The sequence below is a fragment of the Pseudidiomarina xizangensis genome, from assembly GCF_052541995.1.
The window spans coordinates 687,357-707,194 of the sequence record NZ_JBOBQA010000001.1 but is presented as its reverse complement, the minus strand read 5'-3'; the positions used below and the strand labels follow the sequence as shown (position 1 = coordinate 707,194).

At 50.7% G+C, this 19,838-nt stretch carries 16 protein-coding genes; 6 read left to right on the top strand and 10 right to left on the bottom strand.

The genetic code is table 11. The features are described 5' to 3' along the window. Positions 1–4 precede the first annotated feature (4 nt). The 8 genes from ACQ5ES_RS03310 to ACQ5ES_RS03275 are packed head-to-tail and all read right to left on the bottom strand — an operon-like array spanning position 5 to position 11,086. Complete coding sequence (locus ACQ5ES_RS03310; RefSeq protein WP_445014535.1) at positions 5–2,230, bottom strand: putative bifunctional diguanylate cyclase/phosphodiesterase; 2,226 nt, start codon at positions 2,228–2,230, stop codon at positions 5–7. A gap of 2 nt (positions 2,231–2,232) precedes the next feature. After that, the gene (locus tag ACQ5ES_RS03305; RefSeq protein WP_445014534.1) at positions 2,233–4,179 is read right to left on the bottom strand and encodes an acetoacetate--CoA ligase; all 1,947 of its coding nucleotides are present in this window, start codon (positions 4,177–4,179) and stop codon (positions 2,233–2,235) included. 18 nt (positions 4,180–4,197) lie between these two features. Then, positions 4,198–5,103: a hydroxymethylglutaryl-CoA lyase gene (locus ACQ5ES_RS03300; protein WP_445014533.1), complete on the bottom strand. Its 906-nt coding sequence runs from the start codon at positions 5,101–5,103 to the stop codon at positions 4,198–4,200. Between the two features lie 2 nt (positions 5,104–5,105). Beyond that, entirely contained in the window at positions 5,106–7,073 is a 1,968-nt protein-coding gene (locus ACQ5ES_RS03295; protein WP_445014532.1) for an acetyl/propionyl/methylcrotonyl-CoA carboxylase subunit alpha, read from the bottom strand. Then, the gene (locus ACQ5ES_RS03290; protein ID WP_445014531.1) at positions 7,070–7,858 is read right to left on the bottom strand and encodes an enoyl-CoA hydratase/isomerase family protein; all 789 of its coding nucleotides are present in this window, start codon (positions 7,856–7,858) and stop codon (positions 7,070–7,072) included. The genes ACQ5ES_RS03295 and ACQ5ES_RS03290 overlap by 4 nt, the downstream gene beginning before the upstream one ends. Before the next feature lie 11 nt (positions 7,859–7,869). Beyond that, positions 7,870–9,477, bottom strand: coding sequence for a carboxyl transferase domain-containing protein (locus tag ACQ5ES_RS03285; protein ID WP_445014530.1), 1,608 nt, complete (start codon positions 9,475–9,477; stop codon positions 7,870–7,872). Between the two features lie 17 nt (positions 9,478–9,494). Next, the gene (locus ACQ5ES_RS03280) at positions 9,495–10,664 is read right to left on the bottom strand and encodes an isovaleryl-CoA dehydrogenase (RefSeq protein WP_445014529.1); all 1,170 of its coding nucleotides are present in this window, start codon (positions 10,662–10,664) and stop codon (positions 9,495–9,497) included. Next, positions 10,661–11,086 (bottom strand): MerR family transcriptional regulator, encoded by a 426-nt coding sequence (locus ACQ5ES_RS03275; RefSeq protein WP_445014528.1) that lies wholly within the window; start codon positions 11,084–11,086, stop codon positions 10,661–10,663. The genes ACQ5ES_RS03280 and ACQ5ES_RS03275 overlap by 4 nt, the downstream gene beginning before the upstream one ends. Positions 11,087–11,265: 179 nt before the next feature. Between ACQ5ES_RS03275 and ACQ5ES_RS03270 the strand changes: the two genes are divergently transcribed. Continuing rightward, positions 11,266–12,444 carry an acetyl-CoA C-acyltransferase gene (locus ACQ5ES_RS03270; RefSeq protein WP_445014527.1) on the top strand — a complete coding sequence of 393 codons (1,179 nt, stop codon included), beginning with the start codon at positions 11,266–11,268 and terminating at the stop codon, positions 12,442–12,444. Here the strand turns inward: ACQ5ES_RS03270 and ACQ5ES_RS03265 are convergent. Beyond that, positions 12,436–13,290 (bottom strand): EamA family transporter, encoded by an 855-nt coding sequence (locus tag ACQ5ES_RS03265; RefSeq protein WP_445014526.1) that lies wholly within the window; start codon positions 13,288–13,290, stop codon positions 12,436–12,438. The genes ACQ5ES_RS03270 and ACQ5ES_RS03265 overlap by 9 nt on opposite strands. Positions 13,291–13,308: 18 nt before the next feature. Continuing rightward, complete coding sequence (locus ACQ5ES_RS03260; protein ID WP_445014525.1) at positions 13,309–14,202, bottom strand: helix-turn-helix transcriptional regulator; 894 nt, start codon at positions 14,200–14,202, stop codon at positions 13,309–13,311. 120 nt (positions 14,203–14,322) lie between these two features. On the opposite strand from ACQ5ES_RS03260, the gene ACQ5ES_RS03255 reads away from it, so the two are divergent. The 5 genes from ACQ5ES_RS03255 to ACQ5ES_RS03235 are packed head-to-tail and all read left to right on the top strand — an operon-like array spanning position 14,323 to position 19,833. Further along, positions 14,323–15,822, top strand: coding sequence for a CoA-acylating methylmalonate-semialdehyde dehydrogenase (locus tag ACQ5ES_RS03255; RefSeq protein WP_445014524.1), 1,500 nt, complete (start codon positions 14,323–14,325; stop codon positions 15,820–15,822). An 11-nt stretch (positions 15,823–15,833) separates the two neighbouring features. Beyond that, entirely contained in the window at positions 15,834–16,991 is a 1,158-nt protein-coding gene (locus ACQ5ES_RS03250; protein WP_445014523.1) for an acyl-CoA dehydrogenase family protein, read from the top strand. Positions 16,992–17,027: 36 nt separating this feature from the next. Continuing rightward, a complete protein-coding gene (locus tag ACQ5ES_RS03245; protein WP_445014522.1) occupies positions 17,028–18,149 on the top strand; it encodes an enoyl-CoA hydratase/isomerase family protein in 1,122 nt (373 codons plus the stop codon). A 13-nt stretch (positions 18,150–18,162) separates the two neighbouring features. Continuing rightward, positions 18,163–19,059 carry a 3-hydroxyisobutyrate dehydrogenase gene (mmsB, locus tag ACQ5ES_RS03240; RefSeq protein ID WP_445014521.1) on the top strand — a complete coding sequence of 299 codons (897 nt, stop codon included), beginning with the start codon at positions 18,163–18,165 and terminating at the stop codon, positions 19,057–19,059. A 9-nt stretch (positions 19,060–19,068) separates the two neighbouring features. Then, positions 19,069–19,833, top strand: a complete 765-nt coding sequence (locus tag ACQ5ES_RS03235) for an SDR family oxidoreductase (RefSeq protein WP_445014520.1) — start codon at positions 19,069–19,071, stop codon at positions 19,831–19,833. Positions 19,834–19,838 lie beyond the last annotated feature (5 nt).

Genomic DNA, 19,838 nt, shown 5'->3' with positions numbered 1-19,838 from the left:
CCTGTTAAAACACTGATGGGCGTTGCTGGTGCATGGTAAAAGGTTGTTGCAGCAGTGCCGTTAGTTCTTCTGCGGGAAGCGCCGGCGCTAAATAATGGCCTTGCGCGAGCACGCAATTTCGTTGTAATAGAAAATCCGTTTGTTGTTGCTCTTCAACGGCTACGGCAATTACTTGCAAGTGAAGATTGTGAGCAAGTCGAATAACACTTTCAACTAATTCGGTTTGTACCGCTTGCGTTGGAATTTCCGCAATCAACTCTGGAGCAATTTTTAACACATGCGGCGGACAGTAGCGAATCGCCTTGAGTAATGAATTACTGACCCCGGTTACGTTAATACAAACACGCATGCCGAGCTTCTTAAGTTGTTGAACGGTAATCTTGTGACTCCGGCAGAGTTGTAAGTAGACTGACTCGTCGAACTCAAGCTGTAAGCAATCCGGGCTTACCTGGGCGCGTTTAAGATAATGACTAATCAGCTCGGGCAGCTCGGGCATGGTTAATTGGCGTAACGATAAATTAAGGCTCATGGTGAGTTTTTGTTCGTAGTCCTGTTGCCATTGTGACAGCTGTTGGCAGGCGGATTTGAGAATGAACTCGGTGATCGAAAAAATTAATCCTGTTTGCTCCATCAGCGCGAGAAAATTGCGCGGTTCAATCAATTTTCCGTCCGCAGTGCCCCAGCGTAACAGCGCTTCGACGCCGACGATGGTGTGTTCACGCAATTGTATAATGGGTTGGTAATGCAATATAAGCTGGTCGTTCTCTAACGCAAAACGCAAAGCTTGTAGACGTTCACGCCGATAATTGAGTTCAAGTTGTTGGTCATGATGATAAAACTCAATGCCGAAGAAGCCTTGTTGTCGTGCGCTGTAGAGCGCACTGTCGGCGTTATAGAGCAAGCTATCGATGGCGTAGTTGGCGTCTTTCGCATAGGCAATGCCAATCGACGCGGAGCAGTAGATTTCGTGTTGTTCAATAAAGAGTTGCGGCGTGATGTTATGGCGGATGGCTTCGGCCAAAGCTTGATTCAACTCATCAGTGGCAAGTTCGCAAACCACGACAAAGGTATCGATTGTGGTGCGTGAAATAAAGGCGCCGACGGGCAGGTCTTTTTGAATTCGTAAAGCGATCCGTTTGATAATTTCATCGGTGATCGTCTGACCGAGTGCATGGTTGAGCTCGCGAAAAGCATCAATACTTATGACCAGCACTACCAGTTGGCGTTCCTGCTGCTGTATTGGGATCATCTGAGTTTGTAAGTAGCGGAGCAAACCGTTGCGGTTAGGTAATTCCGTCAATGGGTCATGATCTGAGAGAAAGACGAGTCTATCCTCAGTCTTATGCATCTTTTTGAGTTGGTCTGTCGCTTGCTTGACCAGCTGTTGTTGCGCTTGCAAACGTTGATGTAATTGATGCGAGCGCCAACCGAGGGAAAGTCCGCCAAGGCTTAATATCAGGCCGCCAAAAAGCACCATAGGAACGCTCGCGGAATACATGGAATCTAAGCGCTCAGGCGTTGGCCAAAGATGCACTTGCCATTCGTTCGAGGCAAACTTTAACGGTAGGCTTACCGCCCATTCTGCGCGTAATAGGTCGTTTCCTGCAAAGCGATAAATGGCCTGTTTATCCATGCTGACTTCAACTTGATAGCCTTCGGTGATCTCGCTACGGATAAGGCTATCAAAGAAGTGATCAATATCGACCACCAAAGTTAAAAAATTAGGGGAATCACTATTCTGGTAGCCCGCAGCGAGAACAATATCTTCCATTGCGTCAGAAAAATCACCGGCGAAGGCACTGCGGGCGTGAGGTAAAAGCGGGTTCGCCTTGAGTTTGTTGGCGATTTCAGAATCGCTAAAATTAGCAATAGCTAAAGCTGGGCTTTGTTGCTGTGCGCGCTCAAAAAGTATCTCAAACTTTTCATCAAGCACCAAAATACGACGTAAAGATGGGTAATACAAAAAGAGAGCCGTCGATTCTTCGGCAAGGGTGACTAAACCTTGTTTGGGATCACGAGCTAAGCTTCGTGCGGTCCACTCGGTCGCGAAAGCGTAGGTCAGCAAAACCTGACGGAAGTGATCTTCCAGCTGCCGGGTGTCTTCCTGCAACCGCTCTGCTATCGCTTTATTTTCTGAGCGTAGCACCACCTGTGCCGCCAACAGGGTAAACACGATGCCAAGGAAGGCTATCAACAGTAGTTTTCGTGCTAATACCCAGTGGCCACGCATACTTAATTTAGCTCCTTGCGGTTGGCAAATTGCTCAAGTGCTGCCGGGTTCGCCAGCGCGTCGGTATTCTTCACTGTTTCGCCATGGACCACCTGACGCACAGCCAGCTCGACGATTTTGCCACTGATGGTACGCGGGATATCGTCCACTTGTGCGATGATCGCCGGCACGTGTCGCGGCGTCGCGTTAGCCCGAATGGTTTTACGGATTTGTTGTTGCAGTTCGTCATCGAGGCTGACGCCCTCACGCAGCCGAACAAACAGCACCACTCGTTCATCATCTTGCCAGTTTTGGCCTACGGCAATACTCTCCAGCACCGCATCAATTTTTTCCACCTGACGATAGATTTCAGCAGTACCGATACGCACACCACCTGGATTTAACACCGCATCGGAGCGGCCGTAAATAATAACGCCGTTATGCTCGGTGAGCTCGGCGTAATCACCATGCGCCCAAGTGTTGTCGAAGCGGGCAAAGTAAGCCTGAAAGTAACGCTCGCCGTCGTCATCGTTCCAAAAACCTATCGGCATACAAGGAAAGCTATTGCGACAGACCAGTTCGCCTTTCTGACCTTTCACAGACTCGCCTTGATCAGTGTATACCTGTACATCAAGAGCAAGACCACGACACTGCAGTTCGCCGCGATACACTGGCAGGATAGGGCAACCTAGGGCAAAACACGAAACGATGTCGGTGCCACCTGAGATCGATGACAAACAGAGGTCGGTTTTGATATCGCGATAAACGTAATCAAAGCTCTCTGGAGCCAACACCGAGCCGGTGGTAAGGATGCTACGTAGCGCGCTTAAGTCGTGTGACTGTGCTGGTTTACAATCAGCTTTTTCGAGCGCCGAAAGGTATTTGGCGCTGGTACCAAACACGCTGATGTTCTCTTGCTCGGCGATGTCCCAGAGTATTGAGGGTTCTGGATAAAACGGCGAACCGTCGAATAACACTAAGGTCGAGCCTTGGGCAAGACCTGAAACCAGCCAGTTCCACATCATCCAACCACAGGTAGTGAAGTAGAAGAATACGTCGTCGCGGCCAAGGTCCGTGTGCAGCGCATGTTCTTTCAGATGCTGTAGCAAGGTGCCGCCAGTGCCATGCACGATGCATTTAGGCACACCGGTGGTACCGGAGCTAAACATGATGTAGAGCGGATCATTAAAGGCGGTAGCGACAAATTTCAGGTGAGCGGATGGGGCATCTTCAGCAACCCAGTCGTGCCACCAGTGGTTATCTTGTGGTTGCGCTGACTCAACGTTGGCAAATTTGACCATGACAAACAGTTCAACGGTGTTGAGTTCGGTTCGGATGGCCTGAGTTTTGTCACTGATATCGAGACGTTTACCGTTATAGAAGTAACCATCCACGGTTAAAAAGACTTTGGGTTCAATTTGCCCGAACCGATCGAGTACCCCTTGCACGCCAAAGTCGGGTGAACAGGATGACCAAATGGCACCAAGACTGGTGGTAGCGAGCATGGCTACAATGGTTTCAATGCAGTTGGGCATCATTGCGGCGACCCGATGGCCTTTTTGCACCCCATGCTGCTTGAACTGATGAGCGACTGCCGCGACTTGTCGGTGCAGTTCGTAATAGCTGATGGCTTGACGGCTGCCGTCTTCACCGCGAAAGACGATAGCCGTGCGGTCGTCGTCGTAGCGCAAAAGGTTCTCGGCAAAGTTCAATTGAGCGTCGGGGAACCAATTCGCTCCGGGCATTTTATTTTGCTCGGTAACGGTGGTGGGGCCAGGTTCACCAATAACCTCGAGGTAATCCCAAAGGTAACGCCAAAAATCGGCGCTATGATCAACTGACCAAGCATGCAGGTCCTGATAATTAGTAAGAGCAAGCTTTAAGTCTTGATTCACCTGCTGCATAAAGTTAGTCATGCGGGCATTGGCGATCTGGTCGGCGGATGGTTGCCACATCATTTTCGTTGTCATTTTTGGGCTCCCGTTGGTTTAGTTGCTGGTGTGCTTAGCTAATTCGGCGAGCGCTACGTTGGAGCGCGGCTGCTGGCCAAGGGTTTGACAAATTCGCTGTCCAGCGCCAATTAAGTTTGCTAAGTCAATGCCTGTGTCATATCCCATGCCGTGGAGCATGTACACCACATCTTCTGTGGCTAGGTTACCACTGGCACCTTTGGCGTAAGGACAGCCGCCTAAACCTGCCACGGCGCTATCAATGGTGCGCACGCCCATGGGTAAACAACTGGCGATATTAGCCAGCGCCTGGCCGTAGGTGTTGTGGAAGTGCAAGGCCAATTGTTGCATCGGTACTTTTTCCGCAACCGCAGTAAGCATACGTTGGGCTTTTAGCGGAGTACCAACCCCAATAGTATCGCCGAGGGAAACTTCATAGCAGCCCATGGTGAATAGCTTTTCCGCGACCCAGGCGACTTGCTCGGGCGCAATTTCGCCGTCGTAGGGACAGCCTAAAACGCAACTAACGTAGCCGCGCACCTTGATATTTGCTTGTTTTGCAGCGGCAAGCACCGGCTCGAAACGCGTCAGGCTCTCGGCGATCGAGCAGTTAATGTTTTTTTGACTAAAGGCTTCTGAAGCAGCACCAAAAATAGCGACTTCGTCAACGCCTGCTGCACGGGCGGCTTCAAACCCTTTGAGATTGGGTGTTAAGGCGGCATAGGTTACGCCTGCTAGACGATCAATTCCGGCGAACACCTCGGCGCTGTCAGCCATTTGCGGCACCCACTTAGGGCTAACAAAGGACCCAGTTTCAATATAGCTCAGGCCGGCAGCACTGAGATCATTGACCAATTGAATTTTGGCAGCAAGGGTTACCGCCTGCTCATTTTGTAAGCCATCGCGCGGTCCAACTTCAACAATTTTTACCGTTGAGTCGCTCATGCTTACTCCTCGTCTGCTGCAATACTTAGCAATTCAGCGCCGTCGCTCACCAGGTCACCGGCAGCAAAAAATACCTGTTCAATCTCACCCGCATAGGCAGCACGAATGGTGTATTCCATTTTCATTGCTTCCATAATAACGAGTGGTTGCTCGGCTTCGACCTTGTCGCCGGTTTTGACCAACACCTCTACAATGGTACCGTTCATCGGTGCGGTCATCGAGCCTTCACCGGCATCCTGAATTAAGGTATCGGCAACTAAATGGCGCGCGAAGCGCACACTGCGCTGGTCAGAAAACACGGTTATATCGTGTGCCGTTGCCATTACATAAACAAAGTACTGATGGCCATCGCGGGTAACCTGTAAACGGTCACCGTGCAAACTTGCCAGCCACGCAGAATCGTCGAAATTACTGTACCAGTGACCGTCACGTTGGGCGAGGCGCACATCCAACGAAGTTTCATCATGTTTTAGTTCGAGACTGAACTGTGCGGTTTGGTTGAGTCGAAAACCGCGCGCCTGTTGCCAGACATTGGATTCAGCCTGTTGTTTTTCATAAAGGTTTTCAGCGAGAGCAGCTAACACAGCATAACTTTCGATGGCGTCGGGTGCAGCTGCGCTAAATAATGCATCGTTATGTTGTTCAATAAATCGTGTGGTCAGTTCAGCCCGTTGAAAATCGGGATGTCGGGCGATGCTGCGCAAAAAGTCGATATTGGTGCGGACGCCGGCGATACGATAGTCATCCAGCGCGCGAATCAATCTCCGCAGGGCAATGGTGCGATCTTCTCCCCAAACCACCAACTTGGCGATCATCGGGTCGTAAAAAGCGCTGACTTCATCGCCTTCAATGACACCACTATCGATGCGTACTACGCTTGAAGTTTCCGGTGTTCTCAGGTGATGCAGTATGCCGGTGCTTGGCAGGAAGTCATTGGCCGGATCTTCTGCATAGATCCGGGCCTCGAAAGCGTGGCCGGTAAGTTGGATCTGATCCTGGCTTAACGGCAGAGTGTCGCCACTAGCGACCACTAATTGCCAGGCCACGAGATCTTGTCCGGTCACCATCTCGGTTACCGGATGCTCAACCTGTAGTCGCGTGTTCATTTCCATGAAGTAGAAACTATTATCGACATCGAGCAAGAACTCCACAGTACCAGCGCCGACATAATCGATGGCCTGTGCAGCCCGGATCGCAGCTTCGCCCATGGCATGCCGGGTGCGTTCGCTCAGTGCCGGTGCCGGTGCTTCTTCAATAACTTTCTGGTGACGGCGCTGCACTGAGCAGTCGCGCTCAGCCAGGTATACGGCATTCCCGTGTTGGTCGCAGAACACCTGAATTTCAACATGGCGTGGTCGGGTGATGAATTTCTCGACCAGCATTTTATCGTTGCCGAAGGATGCTTGTGCTTCGCGTTTCGCTGAGTCAAATGCCGCTTTAAATTCGCTGGCTTTTTCGACCACACGCATACCTTTACCACCACCGCCATAGGCAGCTTTCAGTAACACCGGGTAACCAATATTCTCGGCTTCGGCGGTAAGTTTCTCTAAGCCTTGTTCGTTGCCGTGATAGCCTGGCACCAGTGGTACTCCGGCTTCACTCATGATGGATTTAGCAGCACTCTTGGAGCCCATGGCTGCGATCGCACTGGTGGGCGGGCCGACAAATATAATGTTAGCGCTCGCACAGGCATCGGCGAAGGCTTCATTTTCAGACAAGAAGCCATAGCCTGGATGAATGGCATCTGCACCAGTTTGTTTGGCTGCGGCAATAATTTTATCGATCACCAGGTAACTTTCTGCACTTGGTGCCGGACCAATAAAAACACTCTCGTCAGCCATCATCACATGTTGTGCGTGACGATCCGCCTCTGAATAGACGGCGACCGTAGCGATACCGAGCTCACGCGCGGTGCGCATAATGCGACAGGCGATCTCTCCGCGGTTGGCAATTAGCAACTTGTTGATCATTGCGAATCCTTTTTCCAATTTGGACTGCGTTTCTCTAAAAACGCTGATAAACCCTCTTGTCCCTCTGACGAAACACGAATTGCAGCAATGCGTTCCATCGTTAGGCGTTGATGCTTGGCATCAATCGGTTGTTGGTCGAGGTCGGCGATGAGTTTTTTTGCGGCACTAACGGCAGCAGGACTATTGCCTATTAAGGCATCGGTGTAGCGCGTCAATGCGGCATCGAAATCGTCTACGATTTCGTGTACCAAGCCCATCTGTAACGCTTCGGTGGCAGCAAAGCGTTCTGCTGTAAGCATATACCGCCGCGCCTGACGGGTACCCATGGCACGCATCACATAAGGGCTGATCACCGCTGGAATTAAGCCGATCTTCACTTCGCTTAAGCAAAAGCTGGTGCGTTCTTCGGCCAGCACGATGTCACAACATGCTGCCAGACCGACAGCGCCGCCAAATGCCGCGCCTTGCACTAAGGCAATAGTTGGCTTGCTAAGTTGATCGAGACGTTGCATCAGTTGTGCCAATTGATTGGCGTCGGCAATGTTTTCATCGTAGTTTTTATCGGCCATTGAGCGCATCCAACCTAAATCAGCGCCGGCCGAAAAGTTACGTCCGTTGGAAGCTAATACCACCACACGGCAGTCCGGTGCTTGCTCGATCTGTTGGAAGGCGTCAAGTAGCTCACTGATCATGACATCGTCAAAGGCATTATGCACTTCGGGACGGTTCAACCTGAGCGTGGCGACCTGATTAGCAAAGGTCAGCGTGATAAAGCGATAACTCATGCGAACTCCTGTTACATCCGGAATACGCCGAACTTAGTGTCGGCAATCGGTGCGTTGTTGGCAGCGGCAAGGCTTAAACCTAATACTGTCCGCGTCTGCGCCGGGTCGATGATGCCATCATCCCAGAGCCGGCCTGAGGCGTAGTAGGGGTGCCCCTGCTTTTCGTACTGTTCGACGATCGGTTGTTTTAGTTTTTTCTCGTCGGCGGCTGACATGGTTTCACCCTTACGGGCAAGATTGTCTTTGGTGACCTGCGCCATAACGCCTGCGGCTTGCTCGCCGCCCATCACGGATATACGGGCGTTGGGCCACATAAACATCAGGGTGGGGTCATAAGCACGGCCACACATACCGTAATTACCGGCGCCATAACTGCCACCGATCAACACCGTAAATTTAGGCACCTGGGCACAGCTGACGGCGGTTACCATTTTGGCGCCGTGCTTGGCGATGCCCTCGGCTTCATATTTTTTACCGACCATGAACCCGGTGATGTTTTGTAAAAACACTAGGGGAATTTTGCGTTGCGCACAGAGCTCAATGAAGTGCGCGCCTTTTTGTGCTGATTCGGAAAATAAAATACCGTTGTTGGCGACAATCCCCACCGGGTAACCGTGGATGCGGGCGAAGCCTGTTACCAGAGTATTACCGTAGTTTTGTTTAAACTCATCGAAGTCTGAGTCATCAACCACACGGGCGATAACTTCCCGCACGTCGTAAGGCTTGCGTAAGTCGGTACCGACAATGCCATACAACTCTTTGCTGTCGTAGCGGGGCGGTTTTACTGGTGCTTGCGTATTGGGCGTCGCTGGCTGGAAGTTCAGGCGTGCGACCGAACGTCGCGCCAGGGCTAATGCATGTTCATCGTTCATGGCAAAATGGTCAGCAACCCCGGATACCCGGGTGTGCACGTCAGCACCACCGAGTTCTTCCGCACTGACTTCTTCGCCGGTAGCGGCTTTAACCAGCGGCGGTCCAGCAAGGAAAATCGTGCCTTGTTCTTTAACGATGATACTTTCGTCAGCCATTGCCGGCACATAAGCACCACCAGCAGTACATAAGCCCATCACCACGGCAATCTGCGGAATGCCTTTAGCAGACATATTGGCCTGGTTGAAGAAGATCCGGCCGAAATGGTCGCGATCCGGAAAAACTTCGTCCTGGCGGGGTAAAAATGCACCGCCAGAGTCGACTAAGTAGATGCAGGGCAGGTGGCAGCGTTCGGCAATTTCCTGCGCGCGCAGATGCTTTTTAACGGTTAACGGGTAGTAGGTACCCCCCTTTACCGTGGCATCGTTGGCAACGATCATGCATTGCACGCCTTCGACCTGACCAATACCGGCAACGACACCTGCGGCAGGCACTTCGTCTTCGTAACATTCCCAGGCGGCGAACTGGCCCAGCTCGAGGAACGGCGAGCCGCTATCCACCAGCTTTTCGATGCGTTGGCGGGCAAGTAATTTGCCCCGTGAAAGGTGGCGCTCCTGATACTTTGGGCCACCACCTTGTTTAATTTTTTCAACGTTGGCAAACAGGTCATCAACGACCTCTTGCATGGATTTCGCGTTGGCAAGAAAAGTCTCGTCTTTAGTATTCACTGAGCTGGATAGAACCGTCACAATTACGCTCCTCTAGCTTAAGCTGATTCACTGAACAGTTCGCGACCGATCAGCATGCGGCGAATTTCCGAAGTGCCGGCGCCAATTTCATAAAGTTTGGCATCACGCAACAGGCGACCGGTTGGGTACTCGTTAATGTACCCGTTTCCGCCTAATAATTGAATGGCGTCCAAAGCAATTTGGGTCGCTAGTTCAGCGGCATAGAGAATTGCGCCTGCAGCATCTTTACGGGTGGTTTCACCACGGTCACAACTTTGCGCAACAGCATATACATAAGCGCGGGCTGCGTTGGTACGGGTATACATGTCGGCGACTTTGCCTTGCACCAACTGGAACTGACCAATGCTTTGGCCAAATTGTTTACGATCGTGCAAATAAGGCACCACCACATCAAGGCAGGCCTGCATGATCCCTAAAGGACCAGCAGCCAGCACGGCGCGCTCGTAATCGAGACCGCTCATTAACACTTCAACACCGCCGTCGAGTTCACCTAATATGTTCTCTGCCGGTACTTTACAGTCTTCAAATACCAGTTCACAGGTATTGGAACCGCGCATGCCGAGTTTGTCGAGTTTTTGTGCAGTACGAAAGCCAGGATAATCCTTTTCGATAATAAACGCAGTGATACCACGCGAGTTCTTATCAGGACTGGTTTTAGCGTAGACCACCAGCACACTGGCTTCAGGACCATTGGTGATCCACATTTTGTTGCCGTTCAATACGTAATGGTCTCCCTGTAAGTCGGCCCGTAATTTCATGCTAACGACATCTGATCCGGCGTTTGGCTCACTCATTGCCAGTGCGCCAACATGCTCGCCGGAACATAACTTAGGTAGGTATTTTTGTTTTTGTTCTTTACTACCGTTACGCGCGATCTGGTTAACACATAAATTTGAATGCGCACCATAGCTCAGGCCGACCGAGGCAGAAGCGCGACTGACTTCTTCCATAGCGATGACGTGTTCAAGGTAACCAAGACCTGAACCGCCGTACTCTTCCGGTACCGTCATGCCGAGTAAACCAAGTTCACCGAATTTTTGCCATAAATCTGCCGGAAATTCGTTTTTCTCATCAATTTCCGCGGCGCGTGGGGCTATTTCATCGCGCGCGAAGGCGTTGACACTCTCACGAATCATATTGGCGGTTTCCCCTAAACCAAAATTTAAACTGCTAAATTGGCTAATCATAACTTCTCCTGCTTAATCTCTTGCTGCACTGAGTCGGTAGGCTGCAAATCATTAAGTTCGTCCCGGCAACGTTCTTCCAGGTTGCCGAGCTCGACTAATAAAACTTTGATATCTTCAAGTTGCTGATGCAGCGATGTACGCTTGTCATCAATCAACTCCAAAACCGTATGTAACTGACGGACACTACTATTTTCCATGTCGTACAGATCGAATAAGCGCTTCGTCTCAGCCAGTGAGAATCCCAAACGTTTTCCGCGTAGAATGAGTTTCAAACGTACACGGTCTTTATTGGTGTAAAGACGGGTTTGCCCCTGACGGGTTGGGGTCAAAAGACCTTGGTCTTCATAAAAGCGAATACTGCGGGTGGTAATGTCAAATTCCCGTGCCATTTCGCCGATGCTGTATGTGCTGATATCGTTCATTTTACTTGCATTCTGGCTTGGTAGAGCGTTAAGCTTAAATCAAGTTGACGTTAACGTAAAGGTAAGAAGAGCAAAGTCGATGTTCGTTGTTTGCTGTTAGCTGTTGGTTTGAATCTTGGCATTTAACGAACAGCAAGTAGCGAATAGCCATGATCGCTCTTCGTATTTAAGGAGATTTTATGTCTGATGCAGTGGTAATTGTTGCGGCGAAGCGCACCCCAATGGGTGGCTTTCAAGGTAGTTTGAGTGCTGTGGATGCAGCGAATTTGGGGGCTACAGCAATCAAGGCTGCGGTGGCGGACAGTGGTCTGAGCCCGGAAGACGTGAATGAAGTGATTATGGGTAACGTGTTACCTGCGGGTATCGGTCAGGCTCCAGCACGGCAGGCGACGCTTTATGCTGGGTTGCCAAAAAGTGCCGGTGCGACCACCATTAATAAAGTCTGTGGTTCAGGTCTAAAAGCAGTGATGTTCGCGCATGACCTATTGCAGGTCGGTTCGGCTGACGTTGTTATTGCCGGTGGTATGGAAAGTATGACCAACGCGCCTTATTTGTTAAAGAAGGCGCGTGCGGGCTTCCGTATGGGCCACGATGCCATCTACGATCACATGATGTTAGATGGTCTGGAAGACGCCTATGAAGGCAAAGCTATGGGTGGTTATGCGCAGAGTACTGCAAATGATTACAAACTTGGCCGTGAAGCGATGGATGCGTTTGCGCTTGAATCCTTGCGTCGAGCGCAAGCTGCGATTGCTGACGGGGGTTTTGCCGACGAAGTGGCTGAGGTCACCTACAGCACGCGTAAAGGTGATGTGACCGTGAGTATCGATGAGCAACCGGGCAAAGCAATGCCGGAGAAGATCCCTTCGCTGCGCCCAGCTTTTGCCAAAGACGGCACCATTACCGCAGCTAATTCAAGTTCGATTTCTGATGGTGCAGCAGCCTTGGTGTTGATGCGCGAAAGTGAAGCGAAAAAGCGTGGGTTGCAGCCGTTAGCGCGGGTCGTCGGACACGCGACGCATTCGCAGGCGCCTGCTGAGTTTACCGTTGCTCCTATCGGCGCGATGACCAAACTACTTGAGCGGATCGGTTGGCAAAAAGACGACGTTGATCTGTGGGAAATTAATGAAGCTTTCGCCATGGTAACCATGCTGGCGATGCAAGAAATGCAGTTGGATCACAGCAAAGTGAATGTTCATGGCGGCGCCTGTGCGCTGGGTCATCCAATCGGTGCCAGTGGTGCACGATTATTGGTGACCTTATTGCATGCTCTGCGTCGCCAGGGTAAACAGCGTGGCGTAACCTCACTCTGTATTGGTGGCGGTGAAGCCGTCGCGGTAGCGGTTGAGCTAATGTAACCGGCGCTGCAAAGAGGCAACATAAACGGCGCCGGCCAGAATGACGGCGCCAATAGCTAAGCGCAGCCAGTCGACCTGATTACCCCAAAAGATGAAGTTAACTAAGAGTCCGGCGGGGATCAGCATATTGTTCATAGTGGCGAGTTGCGCAGTGTTAACGCGCTTGCTGGCGAGGTTCCAGGCCAGGTAACCGACCCCGGAAGCCACCAGTCCAAGCCAGAGTAGAATACCCCATTGGAGCTGACTGCTGGGCCGCAGGTCGAAATTTGCAAAGGCGGCCATGGCGATTCCGGTCGTGATGGTTGCACCAATAAAAAATAGCGCAAAAACGTGCACCTGGTTACGCGCATCACCGAGTGGTAAGCGTTTGTAAAATACTTGTCCGGCGGCAAAGCAGAGATTGGCGCCCTGAATGAGGAAAAAGCCCGTTAAAAATTCCTCGCTCAATGGGTTAAAACGAATCACTGCGGCACCTAGTACGGCCAGCACTGCAGCAAACCACCAGGAAGCGGGTAAATGCTTGCGCTGGAATAGCACATCGTCAATCAGAGTGACGTAAAGTGGCGTGAAAATGGTAAAGAGTAAAACTTCGGCCACGCTGAGATAAATGAACGCGTGGTAAAGCAATAAATACATAATGCCAATTTGAATGGCGCCGATGCCGGCCAATAGCAGTTGTTTACGAAAATTTAATCGGTTTGGGCGCCAAAAGGGTAGAAACAATAATAGCGCCAGTAGCATACGAATGAATACGGCAATATAGCCGTCGACGTTGCCAGCGAGAAACTCACCGATAAGTGAAAAACTTGCGGCCCATAACGCGGTGACTGCCCAAAGAATCCACATGCTACTCGCTCCTGAGGTTTAATTATGCCCTTGATGACTATCACGATAAGCACTGGGTGCTATGCCCATGACTTTTTTGAACAGTCGAGAAAAATAATAGGGGTCATCAAACCCCAAACTTTGTGCGATGGCACGCACAGTATCTGTACTGCTGTCGAGTTGCTGACAGGCGAGTTTAATTTTCAGCTCGTTAAAATAACGCATCGGTGACGTGCCGGTAACGGTTTTGAATTTTTTCGCAAAATGAAAGCGCGACAAACCAGCGACGCGAGCAATATCGGCAAGGTCCAGATTGCGATGGCTATTGTCTTGCATGAACCGTTCAAGTGCAAGCAAGTCAAAGTCTTGTGTTTGTTGCGCTTGGCTCGCTAAATCAGGCAGCTGAGCGAACAGATTTTGCAGCAAGGTTGCTGCGCGAACGGCACGTTGCCGTTGCCAGCGTTGGTGCTGTAAATTGAGTAAATCGGTAACATTTGGCAGCAGACTGCGCCAGTTATCTAAAGTTAGCACGAATTGCGTAGGCGCAAGACCAAGTATGTCCATGCACCGTGCTGCTTCAGCACCGCTAAAGTGGGTCCAGTAAATACTCCACGGGGTGGTTGGATCAGCATGGTAAGCGTGCGCTAGTCCTGCCGGAAGGAACAGCAGTTGACCCGCGTTTAGACTGCCGAATTGGGTTCCGAGGGCGGTTTCGATGCGGTAATGACCACTACCACGATGACAAAATATCAGTAAGTGGTCGGTGTGCATTGAGCGCTCAGCGCGATGTCCCATGGCTTCCAGATAATGACCATAAGCCAGCGGATATAAATGTTTGCTAAGCGGATGTTGCGCTAGGTGTTCAGTGAGCTCCAGCGGCAACACAATACGTGAACTGCCGGTCGGGAGGGGCCAGCTAGACGGTTGGCTCATAAAAGAATCTCAAATAACAATTTTGTCCATTATAGGGGCAAAATCGTTAATGTTAAAGAATCTGGTTCAATGCTTAAATACGAACCATAAATCATTAGTCAGCACAACGAGGTAATTCACATGACTAAAAAAGTACCACTTTATATTGACGGCGAATTTGTTCAATCCAAGGCAAGCCAATGGATTGACGTGACCAACCCAGCGACGCAAGAAGTCATTGCGCAAACCCCATGCGCGACCAAGGAAGAAATGGACGCGGCGGTTGCCAGTGCTAAGAAAGCTTTTCTAACCTGGAAAGAAACCCCAGTTTCAGAGCGTGCCCGCGTGATGATGCGTTATCAGGCATTGCTGAAAGAACATCATGATGAGATTGCCGAAATTCTTGCCGGTGAGACTGGTAAGACGTTTGATGATGCGAAAGGTGATGTTTGGCGTGGTATTGAAGTGGTTGAGCATGCTGCTAACATCCCGTCATTGTTGATGGGCGAAACCGTTGAAAACGTCGCGCGCAGTATCGACACCTATAGCTACACTCAGCCGCTCGGCGTGTGTGCGGGTATTACCCCGTTTAACTTTCCGGCGATGATTCCGTTGTGGATGTTCCCATTAGCCATCGCTTGCGGTAATACCTTTATCTTAAAACCGTCAGAACAAGATCCATTGACGCCGACTCGTTTAGTTGAGTTATTTGAACAAGCTGGCGCGCCAAAAGGCGTCTTGCAAGTGATTCACGGCGCGAAAGATCAGGTCGACTTTATTCTTGATGAACCTGCCGTGCGGGCGATCTCGTTTGTTGGCTCGGTACCTGTCGGTCAGTACATTTACCGTCGCGGCACAGAGAACATGAAGCGCGTACAAGCTTTTGCTGGTGCAAAAAACCATTGCGTGATCATGCCTGACGCGAACAAAAGCCAAGTGATTAGCAATCTGGTAGGTGCTTCTGTCGGTGCTGCTGGACAGCGTTGTATGGCGATTTCTGTCGCGGTATTCGTTGGTGCGGCGAAAGAGTGGATCCCAGAAATTGCCGAAGAGCTGAAAAAAGTTCGTCCGGGCGCCTGGAATGACAAAGCTGCTGGTTTTGGTCCGTTAATAAGCCCGCAAGCCAAGCAACGGGTTGAGAATTTTATTAAGCAAGGACAAGAAGAAGGCGCAACGCTATTGGTTGACGGTCGTAACTGTGAAGTTAAAGACTTCCCGAACGGCAACTGGGTCGGACCGACCATGTTTAGCGATGTCACCACCGACATGGAGATCTACAAAAACGAGATCTTCGGTCCGGTACTTTGCGCTACCAGTACTGAAACGCTGGAAGAGGCGATTGAATTAGTTAACGCTAATCCATATGGCAACGGTACCTCAATGTTCACGGCAAGTGGCGCTGCGGCACGTAAATACCAACACGAAGTTGAAGTTGGTCAAGTGGGGATTAATATTCCGATTCCGGTACCGTTACCGTTCTTCTCGTTCACCGGTTGGAAAGGCTCGTTCTTCGGTGACTTGCATGCTTATGGTAAGCAAGGGGTGCGGTTCTACAGTGAAACCAAGACCATCACTGCGCGCTGGTTCGAAAGCGATATCGCCGACGTGAGCGGCCCGAATATGACCATTAACTTGAAGTAACGAGGTGTGGCATGGATTTTAATTTAACTGATGATCAACAGGCGTTTGTCGATACCGCAAAAGCGTTCGCTGAAAAAGAGTTAGCACCTTATGCCGGAGAGTGGGACGAGAAATCACACTTTCCAATCGAAGTGTTCCGTAAAGCCGGTGAAATGGGTTTTATGGGCATGTACACCCCAGAAGATGCGGGTGGCTTTGGTATGAGTCGGCTTGATTCTGCGTTGATTTTCGAACAATTAGCAATGGGCTGCACTGCGACCACGGCAATGATGACCATTCACAACATGGTGGCCTGGATGATCGGCTCTTTTGGCACCGCAGAGGTCGTTGAAGAGTGGGTACCTGAGCTGGTCACCGGGGAGAAGCTTGGTTCGTACTGCTTAACTGAGCCGGGTGCAGGATCGGACGCCGCAAGTTTGCGCACCAGTGCGAAAAAAGACGGTGACGAGTATGTGCTGAATGGCTCAAAAATGTTTATCTCCGGGGCTGGCAGTACCGATGTACTGGTCGTTATGGCGCGCACCGGCGAAGCTGGGCCAAAAGGCATCTCAGCCTTTGTCGTTCCAGCTGACGCAGAGGGCGTTAGTTACGGTAAAAAAGAAGCCAAAATGGGCTGGAACGCTCAGCCGACGCGCTTGGTTACGTTAGAAGATGTTCGTATTCCAGCGAAGAACTTGCTTGGTGCTGAGGGTGAAGGCTTTAAATTTGCCATGATGGGTCTCGATGGTGGGCGCATTAACATAGCCGTGTGCTCAGTGGGAACGGCGCAAGCAGCATTAGATACTGCACGCAACTACATGTTGGAACGTACGCAATTTGGTAAAGAGCTGGGACAGTTCCAGGCGCTGCAATTCAAACTGGCGGATATGGCAACTGAACTTGTTGCTGCGCGGCAAATGGTGCGCTTAGCGGCGTTCAAAGTCGACAACAATGATGCCGATAAAACCACCTACTGTGCAATGGCAAAACGTTTTGCTACTGATGTTGGTTTCCAGGTGTGTAATGAAGCACTTCAGATTCATGGCGGTTACGGTTACATCAAGGAATATCCACTTGAGCGTCATGTACGTGATGTTCGCGTGCACCAAATCCTCGAAGGTACCAATGAAATCATGCGGGTGATTATTGGCCGTCGTTTATTGGCGGACATTGATCGCGCGATTCTTTAATTTGGTAAACCTTATCGCAACCAACAAGGAATTATCATGAGTACAGTGGTTCAGTTCGAAGAACGGCAAACCGCCTGTGGAAAACGCCTTGGCATTGCCCGGTTAAACTCTGAAAAATCATTGAACGCGCTGAGTCTGGAAATGATTCAGCAGTTGCAACCGCAGCTCGATAACTGGGCGGGCGATCCTGAGATTGCTTGTGTCTGGCTGGAAGGTGCAGGTGAAAAAGCCTTTTGCGCCGGTGGCGATATTGTCGCTATGTACAACGCGATGCGCGATCAGCCGGGTGAACTGGTGGATGAAGTGGCTGATTTCTTTAGCCAGGAATACCGGCTTGATTACACCATTCATAGCTACCCAAAACCTTTTGTAGTCTGGGGTGACGGCATTGTCATGGGCGGCGGAATGGGGCTAATGAATGGTGCAAGCCATCGGGTGGTCACTGAACGTTCGTTGCTGGCTATGCCAGAAATCACTATCGGTTTGTATCCTGATGTCGGCGCCACGCACTTCCTCAACCAGATGCCGCAAGGCTGTGGTCTGTTTTTAGGCCTGACGGGTGCGCAAATGAATGCCAGTGACGCATTGTTTCTGAAGCTTGCCGATCATTTTGTCGCCAGCGAAAGCAAGACTAAGGTGCTGGATGCTTTAGCAGAGGTGCAATGGGGCGAAACCCCTAGTTTGAATCAGCAAAAAGTCACTGACGTGTTAGCGCATTGCGGTGAAGCTGATAGTAAGTTGCGTCCTGCTGCTCAGGTCGAGCCGCATCATCAGTTGATTCAGGAACTCACCTCAGCTGACGAGATTGCAGCGGTAACGGACGCAATAACCAGTTTGGAAAGCGACGATAAATGGTTGAGTCGGGCAAGTAAAACTCTGGCGGGCGGTTGTCCAATGACAGCCCATATCGTGTGGAATCAGTTGCATGTGGGTAAAGACCTGCAACTTGCGGATTGTTTCCGACTTGAGCTTACCTTGTCAGTTAAGTGCGCGACGCGAGGTGATTTTGCAGAAGGTATTCGTGCCTTGCTGATTGATAAAGACAAACAACCTAAATGGCAACACGCCTCGGTTGCAGAGGTTGCTGCTGAAGAAGTGGATGGTTTTTTCACTTCACCGTGGTCGCAAGCAGAGCATCCGCTCGCTGATTTAGGATAATAAGGGGAATCTTATGGCAACAGTAGGGTTTATTGGATTAGGCAATATGGGTGGCCCAATGGCTGCCAATCTGGTTAAAGCCGGTCATCAAGTGACGGTATTTGATCTTTCTGAAGCTGCGCTTGAGCAGGCGCGTAAAGTGGGCTGTGCGGTCGCAAGTGACTCACACAGCGTCGCTGATGGTGCTGACTTTGTCATCTCGATGCTGCCGGCCGATCATCATGTTGAGGGTGTTTATTTAGGTGAAAAGGGCCTGAAAAACTCACTGGACAAAAACACCTTGGTCATCGATTGCAGCACCATTAGTGCCGAAACAGCCCGTAAAGTGGCGGCGGAGTTAGCTGAAAGTGATATTGGCTTTATCGACGCACCGGTTTCCGGTGGTGTCGGTGGTGCCAAAGCGGGGACGCTGACCTTTATCTGTGGTGGGACTGAAGCCGCAGTTGACCGTGCCCGAGAGGTGCTTAGTGCAATGGGTAAAAACGTGTTCCGTGCTGGTGATGCAGGTTCAGGTCAGGTAGCGAAAATTTGTAATAACATGCTGCTTTCAGTGCTGATGGCGGGAACCTCAGAAGCACTGCAACTCGGTATTGCGCATGGTCTTGATGCCAAAGTTTTATCAGAAATCATGCAAAAAAGTTCCGGAAGCAACTGGACCCTAGACGTGTATAACCCGTGTCCTGGCGTCATGGATGGTGTGCCATCAAGTAATGACTATCAGGGCGGCTTCCTGGTCGATCTGATGGCAAAAGATTTGGGCTTGGCGCAACAAGCTGCTCTGCGCAGCGGAGCGAGTACACCAATGGGCTCGTTAACTTTAAACTTGTACCGCAGTTGGGCACAACTTGGACATGGTCGTGAAGACTTCTCGAGTATTTTCAAGTATGTTACGCCACAAATGAAGAAGTAGGAGCAATCGATGGATATTGCATCAAGTACAATAGTTATTACTGGCGGAGCCCAAGGGCTAGGCCGTGCCATGGCGGAACATTTCGCAGCAGCAGGCGCTGCATTGGCGCTCATCGACATGAATCAGGAAACTCTGCACGAAGCTGAGCAAATTTGTGTTGATAAAGGCGCAAAGAAAGTTAAAGGTTACGTAGCTAATGTGACTGATGAAGCAGCTGTTGAGGAAATATTTGCAACTATTCATGCGGACTTCGGTGGTATCAATGTGTTGGTTAATAACGCAGGTATCTTGCGTGATGGTTTGTTGATTAAGTGCAAAGACGGTGAAATCACGCATAAAATGCCATTACAGCAATTTCAATCGGTGCTCGACGTGAACCTGACCGGCAGCTTTTTGTGTGGCCGTGAAGCCGCAGCGCATATGGCTAAAGCGGGCAATGGTGGAGTGATTATCAATATCTCGAGTGTTGCACGGGCCGGAAACATGGGCCAAACCAACTACTCAGCAACCAAGGCCGGAGTGGTTGCGATGACGGTCACCTGGGCTCGCGAATTAGGTCGCTTCGGCATTCGTTGTGGCGCCATTGCACCGGGCTTTATCGAAACACCTATGACTGCACAAATGAAACCAGAGGCCATTGAACGCGCCTTGAGCATGGTGCCATTGCGTCGTTGGGGACAGCCCGACGAAATTGCGCACAGTGCCCGTTACATCATAGAAAATGACTTTTTCAGTGGACGTGTGTTAGAAATAGACGGAGGCGTCCGACTATAATCGAC